The organism is Amycolatopsis sp. NPDC051061, assembly GCF_040682935.1.
Taxonomy (GTDB): domain Bacteria; phylum Actinomycetota; class Actinomycetes; order Mycobacteriales; family Pseudonocardiaceae; genus Amycolatopsis.
The window spans coordinates 1-17,915 of record NZ_JBFBBZ010000097.1; the positions used below are offsets into that span (position 1 = coordinate 1).

Sequence of the window (17,915 nt, forward strand, 5' to 3'; positions counted from 1 at the left end):
TGGTGTTCCCTAGACAAGAACAATCATCCCAGGTCAGAGGGCATCTGCGCGTCTACGACATACCACCGGCCAGCACATTCACCGGTGGATCCAGGCCGGACGACATGAAAGAGTCGTTCATGACGTTCGGTCAGCCGCGGGAGGCCAAGCGGCGGCGGATCTCGGGTGCGTGCTCGATCGCGAACGCCACGAGCGCCGAGACCTCGCGGACCTGCTCGCTGCTGACCGAAGGTCCCGTCGGCAGCGTCAGCACCCGACGGGAGAACGCGTCGGTCGCGGGCAACGAGACCGGCCCCTCGGTGCGGTAGGGCTCGCACTCGTGCACGCACGGCGAGAAGTAGCGCTGCGCCAGCACGTTGTCCGCCCGCAGCAGATCGAGGATGGTGTCGCGGGACAGGCCGCACACCTCCTCGTCGACCTTGACGACGTTGTACTGGTAGCTGTTGCGGTTCTCTTCGTCGTAGCGGTGCATCTCCAGGCCGGGCAGCCCCGCCAGCTCCGCGGTGTACTGCTCGTAGTGGGCGCGGTTGGCGGCGATGGTCGCGGGCAGCGCGTCGAGCGAGGTCAGCCCCATGGCCGCCGACGCCTCGCTCATCTTGGCGTTGGTGCCGGCGAACTCGGTGACGTGCTCCTCGCCCCAGCCGAAGTTGTGGGTGTAGCGGGCGAGCTGGGCGAAGTCGTCGTCGTTGGTGACGATCGCGCCGCCTTCGAAGGTGGTGACGACCTTCGCCGCGTGGAAGCTGAACATCTCGGCCTTGCCGAACCCGCCGAGGGGCTGGGAGCCGAAGCTGCAGCCGATGCCGTGCGCGGCGTCGAAGAAGAGGGTCAGGTTGTGCAGTTCGGCGATCTTTTCCAGCTCCTGGATGGCGGCCGGCTGGCCCCACAGGTGCACGCCGACCAGCCCGGTCGTGCGCTCGGTGATCAGGCGCTCGACCTGCTCGGGGTCGATGCAGCCGGTGGCCGGGTCGAGATCGCAGAAGACCGGCGTCAGGCCGAGGTAGCGCATCGCGTGCGCGGTCGCGACGTAGGTCATGGACGGCATGATGACTTCGCCGGTCAACCCGGCCGCCCGGGCCATCACCTCGAGCGCGATCGTCCCGTTGCAGGTGGCGACGCAGTGCTTGGCGCCGGCGTGGTCGGCGATCCGCGCCTCGAACTCCTTGACCAGCGGGCCGCCGCTGGTGAGGCGCCCGCTGTCGAGGGCCACTTCGAGCCGCTCGTAGAACTTCGCCCGGTCCCCGGTGCTCGGCTTCCCCACCACCAGGGTTCTCTCGAAGGCCATCGGGCCGCCGAAGAGGGCCAGGTCGTCAACGCTCGTCTTCATGAAAGGTCCTTCCCCAGGGGTCGCGGTCTGCCCTTTCCCGCGATGACGTGCATTTCGTTGCTTTACAACAGTTGTTGAGATCCCCCTCGTGCGGTCGTCTGCAGGATAGGTACGGCGCGACCGGGTGATGCGATCTTGCCGGGAAACTCTGTGGAACCCACTAGTCGTCCCGGCGTAGAAACGTTCAAAGCGGTTTTGGGGGGAAATAGCCAGAACTTGCGTGGTAGCCGGTGCCACCCGGGGTTCCGGTGTCCGACGATGCGGTGGTGAGCAGGCACATCGCCGTCTTCAGTTTCCCCGCGTACGCGCACGTCGCGCCGGTCCTCCCGATCGTCGCCGAGCTGGTGCGCCGCGGCCATCGGGTCACCTTCGCCGTGGTCGGCGAGTTCGCCGCGAAGGTGGCGGCGACCGGCGCCGAAGTACTGCCCTACACCTCGACGTTCCCGTGGGCGACCGGGCTGGGCGACACCGCCTCCGACGGCTACGCGCTGCGGGCCATGCTGGCGTTCATGGGCGAGGGTCTCGCGCCGCTGGACGCCGCCATGCGGCGGTTCGCCGACGACCCGCCGGACCTGGTCGTGCACGACCTGGCGGCGTCCGAGACGGCGCGGCTGATCGCGCGGAAGTGGTCGGTGCCGGTGGTGCAGTCGGTCCCGGAGTTCGCGTCCAACGAGCACTTCCGCCTGAACGAGGCGCAGGCCGAGTCGGACTCCGCCGAGCCGCCGGACCTCGCCGACCCCGAGTTGACGGCGTTCGTGGAGAACACCCAGCGGCTGCTGGCCGGGCACGCGTTGTCCGATGTGGACACCGGTGGCGGCGATCGCGGTTACCACCTCGTCTACCTGCCGAAGGCGTTCCAGATCCGCGGCGAGACCTTCGACGACCGGTTCGCGTTCGTCGGGCCGTGCTTCGACCGGACGGTGCCGCCGGGGGAGTGGACCCCGCCCGCCGACGGACTGCCGCTCGTGCTGATTTCGCTGGGCACCTCGCGCAGCCGGGAGCAGGTCGGCTTCTTCCGCAAGTGCGTGCGCGCCTTCACCGGGCAGCCGTACCACGTCGTGCTGACGCTCGGCCGGTGGGTCGACCCCGCTGAGCTGGGCCCGCTGCCGGCCACCATCGAGGCGCACCCGTTCGTCGCGCACGCGGCGCTGCTGCCGCACACCCGGGTCTTCGTCACCCACGGCGGGCTGGGCAGCACCATGGAGGCGCTGCACTACGGCGTCCCGATGGTGATGACGCCGTCCCAGAGCGACCAGGTGGTGACCGCGGCCCGCGTCGCCGACCTCGGCCTGGGCCGGGTGGTGTCGCGCACCGACGTCACCGAGGAGGAACTGCTCGAGGCGGTCGTCGCGACCGCGTCGGATCCGGTGGTCGCCCAGCGCGTCCGGTGGATGAGCGAGCAGGTCGCGCTGGCCGGCGGGGAGACCCGCGCGGCCGACGCCGTCGAATCGTGGCTGGGAGCGAAAGTGGAGGCGAAGTGAAGCTGGCGGAGGTCTACCTCAGCGGGATCGGCACGTACGTGCCGGCGACCACCGGCGTCGAGGCGGCGATCGAGCAGGGGTGGATGACCGCCGAGGACGCCGAGACGTCCGGCCTGACCGGCGCGGCCTGCGCGGGCGAGACGCCGGCCCCGGACATGGCGCTGTGGGCCGGGCAGGAAGCTGTGGCCCGCGCGGGCGTCGACCCGGAGTCCCTGGACGTGTTGTTGTACGCGGACAACTACCACTCGGGCCCCGACGGCTGGTTCCCGCAGTTCTGGCTGCAGCGGCACCTGGTGGGCGGCGACCTGCTGGCGGCGCAGCTGCGCCAAGGCTGCAACGGCATGTTCGGAGCGCTGGAGCTGGCCTCGACGTACCTGATCGCCCGCGGCGGCGGGACGGCGATGACGGTCGCGTCGGACAATTCGACGTCCCCGCTGGTGAACCGCTGGCGCTGCCTGCGACCCGACTTCGTCATCGGCGACGGCGCGACGGCGGTGGTGCTGAACACGACGTCCGGCTTCGCGCGGTTGAAGTCGGCGAGCTCGATCACGGTGCCGGAGCTGGAGGGCATGCACCGCGGCGACGAGCCGATGTTCCCGCCGGGTGCCACGATCGGCCGGTTCATGGACTTCGCCGAGCGCATCGACTTCTTCGGGTTCGAGAACCGCGACACGATGCTCCACAGTGGCCTGAACCTGCTGAAGACGCGTTCTGAGCTGATCGACCGCGTGCTGTCCGAAGCCGGGATCGGCATCGACGGGGTCAGCCGCATCGCGTACAACCACGGCTCGCGCACGTACGTCGAGGACGGGCTGCTGGCGATGCTGGGCATCCCGCTGGAGAAGTCGAACTGGGAGTTCGGGCGGGGGCTGGGTCATCTCGGGGCGAGTGACCAGGTGGCGTCGCTGGCGAACATGCTCGGGACGGGGCAGCTGGTGCCGGGGGACCACGTGCTGATGGTCGGGATCGCGCCGGGGGTCAGTGTGGCGGGCGCGGTGGTGGAGATCTTGGACGTGCCGGAGTGGGCCGAGCCGGTCGTGCCGAGGGGCTGAGGTCGCCTTCGCCGGACGTGGCCCGGTGGGGGCGGCGACGGTCCGGACGTCATGAACGAGTCGTTCATGACGCCGGACGAGGTGAACGAGTCGTTCATGACCTCCGCCCGCGCGGCCGCCCGGCCCCGGACCCCTACCGAACCACCCCCTGAACCGCCCACACCGGCCCACACCGGTCACTCCCGGTACGACCGCTGTTGCCACACGGTAGCCACTCCGTACCACAGGTGGAAACTGACCAACAGCCTGTGAACTCACTACACGGGCCTGGAAACGCGAATCGGGTGGTCCGAGGTCTCCCTCGTGCCACCCGATTCAACTTCGTCAGCGGTGTGCCGGCTCAGCCGCCGCTGCCGCCGCCGTACGCGCCGCCCAAAAGGCGGCTGCGGCGCTTGCGGTTCTTTTCGTCGTCGGCCTTGGCGTTGTCCGCCTTGGAGTCGGACGGCTTCTTCTTGGAATCGTCTTCCTTTTTCCCGAAAATACCCACCGAGTCAGTCCTTTCTTTGCGCCGGCCGTCATCGTGAAAATCGATCCCTGCCTTCGCAGGATAGCGCAGGGTACCGCCGGGCGCACCATGGGCGAACTCGTATTCAGGGAATTTACCGGAGGTTTCCCGGCCCGCGGGAAATGGGCCGGCCGGGCGCGCCGGATCGGTGTCGATGTCGGCGTGAACCGGACATCGACCCCAACCCGGGCGGCCCGGCCGGCCCCTGGGGAAGTGATCAGCGGATGTACTGCGGGGTGACCTTCGGCGGCCACTGGCCGATGCACAGGATGCCCTGCGAGTACGCCTTCGAGACCAGCGCCGAGCGGTTCGGCGACTTGAACTGCCGCAGCATCGCGCCGACGTGGTACTCGATGCCCTGCCTGCTCAGGTAGAGCTTCGAGGCCAGCTGCACGGTCGAAATCCCGGCCGCGACGCCCTCGAGGACCTTCGCGTCGAGTTCGCTGAGGAGCTTGGTCTTCTCGATCGCCGGCCGCGGGGCCTCCGCGGCGCGGTCCGGCTTGATCAGCACGACGATCGTGGTGACCTGGCCGGACTGGCTGCGCACCGCGATGCCGGTCAGGCCGCCCGAGAGCACCGGCTGCGCGGGCCGCACGCCCACCAGGCGCGCGCTGAAGCGGTCCCGGCGGCCTTCGTTCAGCCGTGCCAGCTGCTGGAGGGTGAACTGTTTGGCACTCGGGTGCACGAAGTCCACAAAGCTCTGTCCAAAAACGTCGGACGCGGTTCGGCCCAGCTGACGGAGAAAGTCGCCATTGGCCTCGATGACCCGGAGGTCGGGTCCCAGATTCGCGATGCAGACATCGGACAGGTCGAAGGAGGGGACGTTCTGATTTTGTCTTTCGGCGACGGCCGGGAGGCCGTGCGGCAGCGCCGCCGGCCGCTCGACCAAGGAATCGACACGCGTGTTCATCGAGTTCGAACCCCCAGATTCGTTCTACGGTTCAGGCATTGTCCACGGACAAAAGACGTCAGCGACCCCCGAGCTCCCCTCAAGAGGGTCAACGGCAGCTGTCCGGATGGGTTATTCACACCACCCCAGCGGAACTCTCGAGTCCTTCCCCAGAACGATCCTCGAGTCCACCCGGCCAGAGCCGCTTCGGTCCGTTTCGTTGGAAACAAACCAAACGACGTCTCGTACGCTAGCCAACGGGATATGGCCCGTCAATGCCGCCCGGTCGGTTGGGCGCTAACACTGTGGTCCGCCCGGCCGGAGGTACGGCACCCCGGGGCGCACCTTCGGTAGTGCGGTACCGGCGCACCACGGCGCGTTCACCCGCCGCTCACCGGACGGTTCCGCGGCTGGTCAGCTCGCGGTGGTCGTGACCGGCAGCTGCTGGACGCCGAACACGCCGCCGGCGTGGAACGGCACTTCCGCGCCCGGGGTGACCCGCAGGTGCTCGAACCGCTCGAACAGCAGCTCCAGCGCGATCCGCCCCTCGAGCCGCGCCAGCGGCGCGCCCAGGCAGAAGTGGATGCCGTGCCCGAACGCGGCGTGCGCACCTCCCTTGCGGTGGAGGTCGAACCGCGCCGGGTCGGCGAACTCGCGCTCGTCGTAGTTGGCCGAGACCACCCAGGCCCAGACGATCGAGTCGGCGGGGATCACCGTGCCGGCCACCTCGACGTCGGCCGTGGTCACCCGGACCACCCGGGGGAACGGCGGCCGCAGCCGCAGCACCTCCTCGAGCAGCGGCTCCACCAGCGACGGGTCGGCCCGCACCCGCTCGTAGACGCCGGGGGCGTCCTCCAGGCAGAGGAGCACGTTGCCGAGCAGCATGGTGGTGGTGACGTGCCCGGCGAGCAGCAGCAACGCGGTGAAGTTGCCGACCTCCTCGTCGGTCAGCCGCTCGCCGTCGATCGCCGACTCGACCAGCCGGGACAGCAGGTCGTCACGGGGCTGCGCGCGCCGCTCCGCGATCCGGGCGTTGAGGTACGCCTCCATCTCCTCGATCGCGATGGCGAGCTTCTCGCCGGTGCTCGGGTCGTCGACCTGCAGGGCCATCAGCGCCTCGGCCCAGCCCCGGAACAGCGCGCGGTCTTCGGCGGGCACGCCGAGCAGTTCGGCGATGACGATCACCGGCAGTGGGTAGGCCAGCACGTCGACCAGGTCGAACTCCGTCGCGCCCGGCTCGACCGCGGCCAGCAGCTCCCGGGTGAGCTCGGTGATCCGCGGCTCGAGGTCGGCGACCACCTTCGGCGTGAACGCCTGACTGACCAGGCGCCGCAGCTTGCGGTGCTCGGGCGGGTCGATGACCAGCAGGGTGCCCGGGGGTGCCTGGTCCCCGGGCGAGGTCAGGCGCGTCGTGTCCGAAGAGAACAGCTGCGCGTCGGTGCTGACGCGGCGCACGTCGGCGGACCGGAACACGTGCCAGGCCCCGGCCTCGTCCTGCCACACGGGCGTGTCCGCGCGCATCTTTTCCAGCCAGGTGAGCAGCGAAGCGCCGCCGTCCGGGGCGATCTCCGGCGCAGCGGTCAGGTCGGTGGTGTCCACGTCGGATTCACTCCCAAGGATCAGGCGGTCAGTCGGGCCTCGACGCGGTCCGCGGCCGCCGCGGCACCTCCGGCGTCGGTGATGTGCTCGCGCATCCGGGCGACGCGCTCGTGCGCGCCGGCGTCCTCGGCGAGGCCGGTGACGGCGTTGCGCAGCGACCCCGCGTCGACGCCGGCGGGGTCCAGCCGGACCCCGAGACCGAGCTCGGCCAGCCGGTCGGCGACGATCTCCTGCTCCAGCGTGCGGGGCACGACCACCGGCGGGACGCCCAGGGCAAGGGACTCCATGGTGCTGCCCATGCCGGCGTGCGAGACGAACCCGCTCGCCCGGCTCAGCACGGCCGGCTGCGGCACCCACGGGTGCAGCTCGAAGTTCGGCGGCACCGGGCCGAGGTCCGCCGGCGAGACCAGGCGGCCGATGGTCATGACGACGTGCCACGGCGACCCGGCGAACGCCTCGAGGCACGAGGCGAAGAACTCGCGCTGGTGGTGGTAGCCGAAGCTGCCCATGGCGATCAGCAGCACCGGCCGGGAGTCCGGCGGGGTCCAGCCGCCCGCGCGGTCGCCGAGGCACGGCCCGACGAAGGCGAACCCGTCGTCGAAGGTGTCACCGCCCGGCTGGAACTCCCGCGGCAGGAACACGAGTTTCGTGTCCTCACGGGCTTCCGCGAGCTCCGCGGCGGACGTGCCGGGCAGGTGTTCGGCGAGCACGTCCTCGACCACGGACGCGGCCTTGGCGAGCGCCGGGTGGTCCGGGTCGGGTGCGGGGACCTTGCCCGCCATCGAGGCGTAGGGCGAAAACTTCTCGTTCGCGACGAACGTCGAGCACATCAGGAGGGCCGGGATCTCCCACTTGCGAGCCAGCAGACGTCCGGTGGGGTAACCGAAAGCGTCGTACAGGAAGACGTCCGGCCGGTCGGTTTCGAAGGCGCCGAGCGCGGTCCGCAGCGGCGCGAAGCCTTCCAGCGCCTGGGCGAGGCCCGCCTCCGCGACGACGTCGCCGGTGATCTTCTCCGGGATCGCCACGGTGTCCCACGACTTCGGCACGTGGGACTCGTACGGCAGCACGGTGGCGCCCGTGGCGCGCACGGCATCGGCGTACTGCTCGGCCACGACGTAGCTCACCCGGTGGCCGCGGCGCACGAGTTCGGCCGCCACGGGCAGCGTGGGGTTGACGTGGCCGTGGGCGGGATAGTTGAGGAAGGCGACGTGGCTTCCCGGCGGGGGAGTCATGTCTCGAAAACTAGTCGGGCGCGGCAGCCAGTCAACCATGTCTAGGCGAACCCCTCGGGTCCCGCGATGAGCAGGGAAAAGGGGATTCGCCGTGTGCTAACCGTAGACATGTCCGAATCGGCGAACTGGAGGAACCGGTCGTGATCCTGATCGTGCACCCGATCTCCGGCAGGTTCGCGCCGTGACCGGCACGCTACCCGTGGTGCCGGCACCTGTCGCCCGCGCCGCCACCGCCGACGTCATGGTCGAAGTCGAAGGGGTCACGAAGAACTTCGGCAAGGTCCGCGCGCTCGACGACGTCAGCCTGCGGGTGCCGCGCGGCACCGTGTGCGGGCTGCTGGGCCACAACGGCGCCGGCAAGACCACTTTGGTCAACGTCCTGACCACGCTGGTGACCCCGACGTCGGGCCGGGCCAGTGTCGCCGGGCTGGACGTGCAGCGCGACGCCGTGGCGCTGCGCAGCCGCATCGGGCTCACCGGCCAGTTCGCTTCGGTGGACGAGCAGCTTTCCGGCTTCCGCAACCTGATCCTGATCGCGCGCCTGCTCGGCGCCTCCACGAAGGCGGCCAAACAGCGCGCGGACGAGCTGCTGACCGCGTTCGGCCTGCTCGAAGCGGCCGGGCGCCCGGCGAAGACCTACTCCGGCGGCATGCGACGGCGGCTCGACCTGGCCGCCAGCCTGGTCGGCCACCCCGACGTGATCTTCCTCGACGAGCCGACGACGGGCCTCGACCCGGCGGCCCGGATCGCCATGTGGGAGATCGTCGAACAGCTCGTGCGCGACGGCTCGACCGTGCTGCTCACCACCCAGATGCTCGACGAAGCCGACCGGCTCGCCGACAAGATCGTCGTGCTGGCCCACGGAAAAGTGATCGCCGCGGGCACCTCGGCTTCGCTCAAGGCGCAGGTCGGCAAGCGCACCGTGATCCTGACGCTGGCCGACACGGCCGACGCCGAGCGCGCCGCGGACGCGGTCCGCCTCGCCGGGATGGACCCTCGGGAGTCCGGAGTGGACGAACTGGCCGGCCTCGCGCTGACGGTGCCGGTGGAGAAGTCCACCGACCTCGCGCGGGTGGTCCGGGCGCTCGACGACGTCAAGGTCGAGCCGGTCGAGCTGGCGCTGGTCGACCCCCGCCTCGACGACGTGTACCTCGCGCTCTCCGGCGGGCCGGGCGATTCCCCCACCGACACCGAGAGGCACTGACCCATGAGTGCACCGATGACACTGTCCACTTCGGACCGATCCACTGTGGCCGGACCGGGCGGCGACGGTCCGTGGCGGGGCACCTCGGTGCCGATGCAGATCATCATCCTGACCGGCCGCTCGCTGCGGGCGGTCGTGGCGTCCCGGGCGCTGGTGCTGCTGGGCCTGCTGCAGCCGCTCATCATGCTGATCCTGTTCAGCCAGGTGTTCGCGAGCCTGGCCGGCACCAGCTCGTTCCCGGCCGGGGTGTCCTACATCGACTACCTGATGCCGGCGGTGCTGGTGATGGGCTCGCTCTCGGTGGCGCTGCAGTCGGGCGTCGGCCTGCTCGACGACATGCGCAACGGCGTCGTGGCCCGGTTCCGCACGCTGCCGATCGCGTCGGCGTCGGTGCTGGTGGCCCGCAGTCTCGCCGACGTCGTGCGGCACGCGCTGCAGCTGGCGATCATGCTGGTGCTGGCCGCGACGCTGTTCGGCTTCTCGCCCGGCGGCGGTTTCACCGGCGTGCTGCTGGCGTGGCTGATGTGCATCGCGGTGGGCTGGTCGCTCAGCTGGATGTTCATGGCGATCGGCGTCTGGATCAGCAACGTCGAGGTGATGCAGGGGGTGACGTCGATGGTGATGTTCCCGCTGATGTTCGCGTCCTCGGCGTACGTCCCGCTGTCCTCGCTGCCGGCGTGGCTGCGCGCGGTGGCGACGGTGAACCCCCTGACCTACTCGGTGGACGCGTCGCGGAACCTGGCGCTGGGCAATCCGGTGGGGATCGGGGGGCTGGCGGCGCTGGGCGCGGCCGGCCTGATCGGACTCACCGGCGCGATCGTCGCCACGCGGGGTTTCCGCCGCTCCGCCTGACCGCGCCCGGATGTCATGAACGACTCTTTCCTGTCGCCTGATGACAGGAAAGAGTCGTTCATGACGTTGCCGGCGGCGGACTGCTTACGGGAGCAGGGCTTCGAGGGCGTCGGCGGCCGCGGCCGCCCCACCGGCCTGCTCGATCTCCTTGGCCATCAGCGCGAGCCGGGCGGTCAGCGAATCATCCGCCGCCAGAGACTCCACCGCGTCGAAGATCGCCTGGCCGCTCGCCTCGGTGACCGGGATGTGCCGGCCCAGGCCCAGCTCCGCGACGCGGTGGGCGTTGGCCAGGGTTTCGCCGCTGTGGGAGACCGCGACGATCGGGACCTCGTAGCGCAGCGCCTCCAGCACGCTGCCCATTCCCGCCTGGCACACCAGCGCCGACGCGTGCTTCAGCACCGACGGGTGCGGCATCCAGTTGTGCGCCTCGACGTTCGGCGGCAGTTCGCCGAGCGCGGCCAGGTCGGCGCCGCGGCCCAGCGTCAGCACCACGTGCCACGGTTTCCCGCGGAACGCCTCGATGCAGCCGGTGAAGAACCCGAGGTCCTTGCTCATCGACGTGCCCAGCGAGATCAGCACCACCGGCCGGTCGTCGCCCGGCGGGGTCCAGTGGCCTTCGAGGGGACGGCAGTCCGCGGTGGGGCCGACGAACCGGTAGCGCGGGCCGAACGTCTCGCTCCCGTAGTGGAACGCCTTGGGGATGTAGACCAGGCGCGGCTCGTCGCCGGCCGGCGTGAGGCTCTCCATCGCCAGGTCCGGGTCCAGCCCGTGCCGCGTGAGCAGCGCCGAGACGCCCGCGCCGAACTCTTCGCCGAACCGCGCCAGGCGCGGGTCCCGGTGGTCGAAATCGGTGGCGGCCGGGTGGTCGTCGGGAGGCTGGGGCGAGCCGGGGATCTCATCGTCGTCGTTCTCGATGAAGACGGGACAGCTCTCGACGAGCGGGACGTCCCAGGCGCGGGCGAGCACGCGGGCGGCGTTCCCGCTGATCGTGTCGTGGACGATGAGGTCGGGGCGGTCGCCGGAAAGGCGCTCCAGCGCCGGTTCGAGCGCCGCGAAGCCTTCGCGCATGAGGTCGATGATCATCGTCACGGCGTCGTCGGCGCTGTCGACCTTGGTGACCGACGCGGGGAAGTCCGAGTGGTACGGCAGCACCTCGGCGGGGCTGTCGCGCAGCAGGTGCGCGAACTGCTCGGCGACGACGAACGTGACCCGGTGGCCGCGCTCGGCGAGCGCTTCGACCGGGCCCAGCATCGGGTTGATGTGCCCGACGCCCGGAAAGCTGAAGAAGACGATGTGCCGGCCCTGGATCATGGCTGGAGTATCGCGAAAAACCCCAGTTCAGAGCCGGTTCACGGGCAAAGTCTAGGGGAATCGCTACCCTCACTTTCCGTGCTGAAACATCACTTCCGAGTGACTGCGAAGGTTGCGGATCCGCGCGGCTTGATCGACTTTCGTTGCCTCGGCTGAGGACTCCCGGCCGCAGAAACGCGGGCTCCGCTCGGGTCTACTCGAGGTATGACCCTTACCAGTGAGACCACCGACAGCCGGCCGGGCCGCACGCGCCCGGCGTTCGCGCGGACTCCGGTTCTCCTGATCGCGGGAGTCGCCGGAGCCCTGCTCCTCATCGCCAGCCGCAACTACGGGTTCTCGTTCGACGAGGCCTACTTCGTGGTGGCCGGCCGCGACCACCCCGCGTGGGGCTACTTCGACCAGCCGCCGCTGGTGCCGTTCCTGGCCGCCGGGCTGGACCACCTGTTCCCCGGCTCGCTGGTGGCCCTGCGGCTGCCCGCGACGCTGGCCGCGGTCGGCGGGATCGTGCTGAGCGCGCTGATCGCCCGCGAGCTGGGCGGCCGCCGGGTCGCGCAGACCGTCGCCGCGGCGGCGTACGCGATGTCCGGCGCCACGCTGATCTGCCACTACCTCGCGACCTACTCGATCGACCCGTTCTTCTGGTCGCTCATCGTCTGGCTGGTGGTGCGGTGGACCCGGGTGCGCGACGACCGGCTGTTGTTCGTCGCCGGGCTCGTGACCGCCGTGTCGCTGCAGACGAAGTTCCTGGTGCCGGCGCTGTGGGTGGCGCTCGCCGCCGCGTCGCTGGTCTTCGGGCCGCGCGACCTCGTGCGCCGCCCGCTGCTGTGGGCGGGGGCGCTGGTCGCGACGCTGACCACCGTGCCGACGCTGGTCTGGCAGGCCGCGAACGGCTGGCCGTACACGCGGATGTCCGGGGTCGTCGCGGCCGAGTTCCCCGGCACCGGCGCGTTCCTGCTCGAGCTGCTGTCCGGGCCCGGCCTGGTGCTCGGCGTGCCGCTGGCGCTGTTCGGCTTCGGACGCCTGCTCGCCGCGCGCGACCTGCGGCCCTACCGCTTCCTCGGCGTCGCGTTCCTGGTGCTGATCGTGGCCTACCTGCTGACTTCCGGCCGGTCCTACTACGTCTACAGCCTGTACGCGCTGCTGTTCGCGGCCGGCGCGGTGGGCCTGCAGGACGTCAAGTGGCCCACCGCCGCGAAGGTGGCCGGCTGGGTGCTGGTCGCGGCGTCGATCCTGCAGGCGCTCGTCGCGCTGCCGATCTACCCGAAGTCCTGGGCCGAGCGCATCCCGGACGTGCCGCTGGTGCCGCTGACGGCGAAGGTCTTCGTGCAGTCCGACGGCCAGCTGGGCCAGCTCTCCGACGCCGTCGTGCAGGTCTACCGCTCGTTGCCGCCCGAGCAGCGCGCCCGGACGGCGATCATGACCGACAGCTACGCCTTCGCCGCCGACCTCCAGCTCTTCGGCAGCGCACGCGGACTGCCTGCCGTCTACAGCGCGCACCGCGGGTACTTCTACTTCGGGCACCCGGACGAGAGCGTCGACAGCGTCCTGTTCGTCGGCGACGCGAGCCCGGTGGTGGCCGGCGCGTTCGACCGCCACCAGGACGTCGTGCCGCAGCTGATGACCGTCTTCAGCGGACGGAACACCGCGTGGGACGCTCTGTGGCCCGAGTTGCGCACGCAGTAGCTCAGCCCTTGAGCGGCTCCCACCAGCCGCGGTTGTTCTTGTACCAGTCGACGGTGTCGCGCAGGCCGGCGTCGATGCCGACCTGCGGGGAGTAGCCGAGCTCGGTGGAGATCTTCGTGATGTCCACCGAGTAGCGGCGGTCGTGGCCCTTGCGGTCCTCGACCGGGCGGATCGCGGTGTGGTCCCGGCCGGTGATTTCCAGCAGCCGCTCGGTCAGCTCGCGGTTGGTCAGCTCGGTGCCGCCGCCGATGTTGTAGACCTCGCCCGCGCGGCCCCCTTCGGCGACGAGCTGGATGCCGCGGCAGTGGTCGTCGACGTGGAGCCAGTCGCGGACGTTGAGGCCGTCGCCGTAGAGCGGGACCTGGAGCCCGTCGACCAGGTTGGTGACGAACAGCGGGATGACCTTCTCGGGAAACTGGTACGGCCCGTAGTTGTTGGAGCAGCGCGTGATCGAGGCGTCGAGCCCGTGGGTGCTGAAGAACGCGCGGACCAGCAGGTCGGAGGACGCTTTGGAGGCCGAGTACGGCGAGTTGGGGGCGACCGGGTGGCTCTCGGGCCACGAGCCCACGTCGATGGAGCCGTACACCTCGTCGGTGGACACGTGGACGAACTTGCCGACCTCGCGCTCCAGTGCGGCCTGCAGCAGGGTCTGGGTGCCGAGGACGTTGGTGCGGACGAACTCCGCGGACCCGGCGATCGAGCGGTCCACATGGGACTCGGCGGCGAAGTGCACGACGAGGTCGGTGCCGGTCAGCTCCCGCTCGACGACGTCGGGGTCGCAGATGTCGCCGACGACGACGCGCAGGCGCTCGTCCCCGGCGACGGGCGCCAGGTTCGCGCGGTTGCCCGCGTAGGTGAACTTGTCGAGCACGACCAGCTCGTCGGGCGCGAAACCGGCGTAGTGGCCGGAAAGCACGTTGCGGACGTAGGCCGAGCCGATGAAACCGGCGCCGCCGGTGACCACCATGCGCATGGGAAGGATCCTCCGGGGTTCAGACCGTGGTGAGCGGCCGCGCGCGGCGCGCGAAGTCCATGACGTACTCGCCGTAGCCCGAGCTGCCGATCCGCTCGCCCAGCGCGTAGCACTGGTCGGCGTCGATGAAGCCCATGCGCAGCGCGATCTCTTCGAGGCAGGCGATCTGGACGCCTTGGCGGGCTTCCATCGTCTGCACGTACTGGCCGGCGTCCAGCAGCGACTTGTGGGTGCCGGTGTCCAGCCAGGCGAAGCCGCGGCCGAGGTCGACGCAGCCGGCGCGGCCCCGGTCGAGGTAGACGTTGTTGACGTCGGTGATCTCCAGCTCGCCCCGCGCGGACGGCTTGAGCCCCTTGGCGATCTCGACGACGTCGTTGTCGTAGAGGTACAGGCCGGTGAGCGCCAGGTTCGACTTCGGGTCGGCGGGCTTTTCCTCGATGGAGATCAGGTTCCCGTCGGCGTCGATCTCGCCGATGCCGTGGCGGTGCGGGTCGGAGACCTCGTAGCCGAACAGGACGCAGCCCTTGAGGTCGAGCGTCGCGGCGCGCAGGACGTCGGAGAAACCCTGGCCGTGGAAGATGTTGTCGCCGAGGATGAGGGCGGAGGTGTCGTCGCCGACGTGCTCCTCGCCGATGATGAAGGCCTCCGCGAGGCCGTTCGGGTGGGCCTGCTCGGCGTAGCTGAGACTCAGCCCGAGCTCGGCGCCGTCGCCGAGCAGCCGCTTGAACGCGGGCAGGTCGTGCGGGGTCGAGATGAGCAGGATCTCGGTGATGCCGGCGAGCATCAGGACCGAGAGGGGGTAGTAGATCATCGGCTTGTTGTAGACCGGGACGAGCTGCTTGGAGACGCCCAGCGTGACCGGATGCAGTCGGGAGCCACTGCCGCCGGCCAGGATGATGCCTTTCATGTGGGCCTCACGTTCTTGGTCGGTAAGGGTCGCGACCGGCCCGACCCTAAGCGCGGGAGTAGTAGGAGAATCTCCAGTCCTGGCCCCGGCGAACGTCATGAACGAGTCGTTCATGTCGTCGGACGAGGTGAAAGAGTCGTTCATGACGTCGTGCGCGAGGGTTCAGCGGGCCGGGTGCTTCAGCCGGTTCTCCGTCGTGGGCACGTACGCCGGCAGGTCCGCCGCGATCCGGAACCCGCCGTCCGGAGTGGCGCCGGCCTGCAAAGTCCCGCCGACCAGCTCGACGCGGTGGCGCAAGCTCGACAACCCCAGCCCGGAACCGCTGCCGGCCAGTACCTCGTCCGGCTGCCGCCGGGGCGGGGTGTTGATCACGCGGATGCCGACGCCGTCCGGCCGGTAACGCAGCTCGACGCGGATCTCGGCGCCCGCCGCGTGCTTGCGGGCGTTGGTCAGCGCCTCCTGCACGATCCGGTGGACCGTGCGCGCGATCGTCGGGGACATCTGCGAGCGCTCGCCCTCGACGTCCAGCTCCACCGCGATCCCGGCCGCGACCGACTCGGTGACCAGCGTGGCGGGGTCGGGTGGCTGCTCCGGGGTGCCCGCCGAGCCGGTCCGCGGGCTCGGGTTCGCCATCCGCTCGGAGACGTCGGCCGTGGTCGTGTTCAGCACCCCGACCAGGTCGCGCAGCTCGTCGAGCGCCATCGCGCCGCGCGCGCGGATCTCCTCGGCGGCCTTGCGGACGTCGGGTTCCTGCGAACTGATGCCCAGCGCGCCGGCGTGCAGGACCATCAGGCTGAGCCCGTGGGTGAGGACGTCGTGCATCTCCGCGGCGAGGCGGCGCCGCTCCTCGAACCGGGCTTGCTCGGCCAGCAGGTGCGTCTCGCGTTCGGCCCGCTCGGCGCGGTCGCGCAGCTCCTGCAGCAGCTGCTTGCGCGCTTCCAGGTACAACACGACCGCCGCGGGCCCGATCGTGCTGAGCAGGCCGACCGGGGTGATCGTCCAGCTGGGCGCCCACGGTTCGCTGCCGATGATCGCCAGCGCGCCGATGAGGGGGAACGCGACGCGCGGGCTCTTCGTCCGGACCAGGAAGATCACGATGACCGGCGTGATGCGGGGCAGGATCAGCGGGCTGGCCGGGTCCTCCGGGGAGAGCAGGCCGGGGGCGAGCGCGTCGGCCAGCACCGTCGCGAACGTGACCGCCAGCGCGATGCCCGCGACCGTCTTGGGGAAGCGCCGCAGCCCGAGCACCGAGACGTCGACCAGCAGCTGGAGGATCAGGTCGGCGCGCGGGCCGGCCCAGCCGGTGGTGGGATGGCTGTTGATGCTGATCGCCACGTCGAGCGCGCCGAAGATCACCGCCAGGCTGAGCAGCGTCGCCAGTTCGTGCTGGTGCCTCCCGCGGGGGCCTGGCTGCTCACGCAGCGTGGTTCGAGTACCTGGAGTGACGTCCGACACGGGCTCCACGGTAGCTCCCGGGTCCCCCTTCCGGAGGAGGACCGCGGGTTCCCGGACCGGACTAGCGACGAAAGTTGCCCGCCGGAGGACGGACCGACAACTTTCGTTGGTTCCCCGTCACCCCGTCGGCCCACGGGCAACAAGGGGGACCTCAAGTCTTGGTTAAATGTCCAGTTTTAGGGGCTCGGTAATGCTACAAGTATGTCACCCGTCCGGGTGGTGGTCTTCGCTGACAGCATGCGTCGCGCCTGGTACGGTCACCTGTTAGTGGAGGAAGTGGCACAGATCGGGCACCGACGGTGGTTTTCATCCCGGCGGCGGTGTCAATAACGTTCGGACGGTCAGATCCTTCGGCGGCTCTGGGGGCTGCGGGAATGGGCTCGGTTTTGCCGAGCTTGCAGAAAGGTCGATGGCGGCATGTCGGAATCCACTCCGGACCCGGTCTTCGCCGGGTATTCGGGCGCCTTGTCCCGGTGTGCGGCGCTGGCGTGGACGGAGTCCGCGCAGGCCGCGCTGGTGGACGGGACGCCCGACGGCGGCGTCCGCGCCCTGCTCACGGGCTTCGAAACGTCGGAAACGGGCCGGTCCGCGAATATTCTTCGCCTTTCCGGCGGGGAAGTCGGCGAACCGCCCGAGTTCCACGCGCTCACCGAGCTGTTCTCCGGTCACGCCGATCCGGGCGGGGCCATTGCGCGCACTCTGGAACTGCCCGCGGAAGACGGTTCCGCGCTGCACCGGAAATTCCGCACGCTGCGGTCATTGCTGCTTTCCGGGCCATTGCGGAAAAAGAATTCCGTGATCGTCGTCGAAGACGCCCAGTGGTGCGATGAATCGTCGGTGCGGTTCTTCGACTTCCTGCTGCGGTGCGGCCGCGGAGAGCGGTTTCTGCTCGTCCTCTGCCGCCGGCCCGACGAGGCGGGCCCCGGCACGTGGGCCCTCGGGCAGATCGGTGCGCAGGACCGGTGCCACCGCTGGGAAGTCGCCGCCTCGAGCCCGGTCGACGCGCTGGCCGGGCTGTCCGCGCAGGTACGGACCGTGGCCACCGCCGTCGCCGTCCTCGACGAGCAGGACGTGACGAGGGTGGCCGCTTTGTGCGGGCTGCCCGCGCGGCCGGTGCGGATCGCGATCGACGGAATTCGACGCGCGAATCTGTTCGCCGGGAGCGTGCTCGACCGGTCGGTCCGATCTCGCCTGCTCGCGGAAACGCCCGCCGAAGAACTCGCCCACCTGCATTTGCGCGCGGCCCGGGTGCTCAACGACGACGCGCGGCCCGCCGCCGAGGTCGCCCCGCACCTCGGCGCGCTGCCGCGGCTCGAGGAGCGCTGGATGATCGACCTCGCGCTCGAAGCCGCGGCCGCCGCGGAGCACCGGGGCGACCCGGCGACCGCGGTCGCCCACCTGTCCCGCGCGGCCGCCGCCGAGCCGGGCCGGCTCGACGTCCGGCTGCC

General features: G+C 70.2%; 15 protein-coding genes. 6 read left to right on the forward strand and 9 right to left on the reverse strand.

The features are described 5' to 3' along the window. Positions 1-130: 130 nt before the first annotated feature. Entirely contained in the window at positions 131-1,324 is a 1,194-nt protein-coding gene (locus AB0N03_RS51045) for an aminotransferase class I/II-fold pyridoxal phosphate-dependent enzyme (protein ID WP_364388609.1), read from the reverse strand. Positions 1,325-1,590: 266 nt separating this feature from the next. On the opposite strand from AB0N03_RS51045, the gene AB0N03_RS51050 reads away from it, so the two are divergent. Together AB0N03_RS51050 and AB0N03_RS51055 are read left to right on the forward strand one after the other, a co-directional pair. Continuing rightward, positions 1,591-2,805: a macrolide family glycosyltransferase gene (locus AB0N03_RS51050; RefSeq protein WP_364388611.1), complete on the forward strand. Its 1,215-nt coding sequence runs from the start codon at positions 1,591-1,593 to the stop codon at positions 2,803-2,805. Beyond that, positions 2,802-3,857: a ketoacyl-ACP synthase III family protein gene (locus AB0N03_RS51055; protein WP_364388613.1), complete on the forward strand. Its 1,056-nt coding sequence runs from the start codon at positions 2,802-2,804 to the stop codon at positions 3,855-3,857. Before AB0N03_RS51050 ends, AB0N03_RS51055 begins: the two co-directional genes overlap by 4 nt. A gap of 340 nt (positions 3,858-4,197) precedes the next feature. On the opposite strand, the gene AB0N03_RS51060 is transcribed toward AB0N03_RS51055, so the two are convergent. From AB0N03_RS51060 to AB0N03_RS51075, 4 genes are all read right to left on the reverse strand, one after another. Continuing rightward, positions 4,198-4,344 carry a hypothetical protein gene (locus AB0N03_RS51060; protein WP_284748679.1) on the reverse strand — a complete coding sequence of 49 codons (147 nt, stop codon included), beginning with the start codon at positions 4,342-4,344 and terminating at the stop codon, positions 4,198-4,200. A gap of 235 nt (positions 4,345-4,579) precedes the next feature. Continuing rightward, the gene (locus AB0N03_RS51065; protein ID WP_364388615.1) at positions 4,580-5,272 is read right to left on the reverse strand and encodes a LuxR C-terminal-related transcriptional regulator; all 693 of its coding nucleotides are present in this window, start codon (positions 5,270-5,272) and stop codon (positions 4,580-4,582) included. 393 nt (positions 5,273-5,665) lie between these two features. Next, a complete protein-coding gene (locus AB0N03_RS51070) occupies positions 5,666-6,850 on the reverse strand; it encodes a cytochrome P450 (RefSeq protein WP_364388617.1) in 1,185 nt (394 codons plus the stop codon). A 20-nt stretch (positions 6,851-6,870) separates the two neighbouring features. Further along, positions 6,871-8,082 carry a macrolide family glycosyltransferase gene (locus tag AB0N03_RS51075; protein WP_364388619.1) on the reverse strand — a complete coding sequence of 404 codons (1,212 nt, stop codon included), beginning with the start codon at positions 8,080-8,082 and terminating at the stop codon, positions 6,871-6,873. Positions 8,083-8,284: 202 nt separating this feature from the next. Between AB0N03_RS51075 and AB0N03_RS51080 the strand changes: the two genes are divergently transcribed. Beyond that, entirely contained in the window at positions 8,285-9,286 is a 1,002-nt protein-coding gene (locus tag AB0N03_RS51080; protein WP_364388621.1) for an ATP-binding cassette domain-containing protein, read from the forward strand. Between the two features lie 3 nt (positions 9,287-9,289). Next, the gene (locus tag AB0N03_RS51085; protein WP_364388623.1) at positions 9,290-10,138 is read left to right on the forward strand and encodes an ABC transporter permease; all 849 of its coding nucleotides are present in this window, start codon (positions 9,290-9,292) and stop codon (positions 10,136-10,138) included. Positions 10,139-10,222: 84 nt separating this feature from the next. Here AB0N03_RS51085 and AB0N03_RS51090 read toward each other — a convergent pair whose 3' ends face one another. Then, positions 10,223-11,449 (reverse strand): macrolide family glycosyltransferase, encoded by a 1,227-nt coding sequence (locus tag AB0N03_RS51090; RefSeq protein ID WP_364388625.1) that lies wholly within the window; start codon positions 11,447-11,449, stop codon positions 10,223-10,225. Between the two features lie 204 nt (positions 11,450-11,653). Between AB0N03_RS51090 and AB0N03_RS51095 the strand changes: the two genes are divergently transcribed. Next, positions 11,654-13,132: a glycosyltransferase family 39 protein gene (locus AB0N03_RS51095; protein WP_364388627.1), complete on the forward strand. Its 1,479-nt coding sequence runs from the start codon at positions 11,654-11,656 to the stop codon at positions 13,130-13,132. Position 13,133: 1 nt separating this feature from the next. On the opposite strand, the gene rfbB is transcribed toward AB0N03_RS51095, so the two are convergent. The 3 genes from rfbB to AB0N03_RS51110 form a co-directional block, all read right to left on the reverse strand. Further along, positions 13,134-14,105 carry a dTDP-glucose 4,6-dehydratase gene (gene rfbB / locus AB0N03_RS51100; RefSeq protein ID WP_364388629.1) on the reverse strand — a complete coding sequence of 324 codons (972 nt, stop codon included), beginning with the start codon at positions 14,103-14,105 and terminating at the stop codon, positions 13,134-13,136. A gap of 19 nt (positions 14,106-14,124) precedes the next feature. Next, positions 14,125-15,012 carry a glucose-1-phosphate thymidylyltransferase RfbA gene (gene rfbA, locus AB0N03_RS51105; protein ID WP_364388631.1) on the reverse strand — a complete coding sequence of 296 codons (888 nt, stop codon included), beginning with the start codon at positions 15,010-15,012 and terminating at the stop codon, positions 14,125-14,127. Between the two features lie 162 nt (positions 15,013-15,174). Beyond that, positions 15,175-16,467, reverse strand: a complete 1,293-nt coding sequence (locus tag AB0N03_RS51110; RefSeq protein WP_364388633.1) for a histidine kinase — start codon at positions 16,465-16,467, stop codon at positions 15,175-15,177. Between the two features lie 417 nt (positions 16,468-16,884). Between AB0N03_RS51110 and AB0N03_RS51115 the strand changes: the two genes are divergently transcribed. Next, the coding region (locus tag AB0N03_RS51115; protein WP_364388635.1) for an ATP-binding protein at positions 16,885-17,915 on the forward strand (1,031 nt) is incomplete at its 3' end.

Excerpts from the sequence above, each read along its gene's own strand:
- rfbB (WP_364388629.1), bottom strand. The coding sequence starts at position 14,105 with ATGCGCATGGTGGTCACCGGCGGCGCCGGTTTCATCGGCTCGGCCTAC.
- rfbA (WP_364388631.1), bottom strand. The coding sequence starts at position 15,012 with ATGAAAGGCATCATCCTGGCCGGCGGCAGTGGCTCCCGACTGCATCCG.
- AB0N03_RS51075 (WP_364388619.1), bottom strand. The coding sequence starts at position 8,082 with ATGACTCCCCCGCCGGGAAGCCACGTCGCCTTCCTCAACTATCCCGCC.
- AB0N03_RS51090 (WP_364388625.1), bottom strand. The coding sequence starts at position 11,449 with ATGATCCAGGGCCGGCACATCGTCTTCTTCAGCTTTCCGGGCGTCGGG.
- AB0N03_RS51045 (WP_364388609.1), bottom strand. The coding sequence starts at position 1,324 with ATGAAGACGAGCGTTGACGACCTGGCCCTCTTCGGCGGCCCGATGGCC.
- AB0N03_RS51095 (WP_364388627.1), top strand. The coding sequence starts at position 11,654 with ATGACCCTTACCAGTGAGACCACCGACAGCCGGCCGGGCCGCACGCGC.
- AB0N03_RS51065 (WP_364388615.1), bottom strand. The coding sequence starts at position 5,272 with ATGAACACGCGTGTCGATTCCTTGGTCGAGCGGCCGGCGGCGCTGCCG.
- AB0N03_RS51085 (WP_364388623.1), top strand. The coding sequence starts at position 9,290 with ATGAGTGCACCGATGACACTGTCCACTTCGGACCGATCCACTGTGGCC.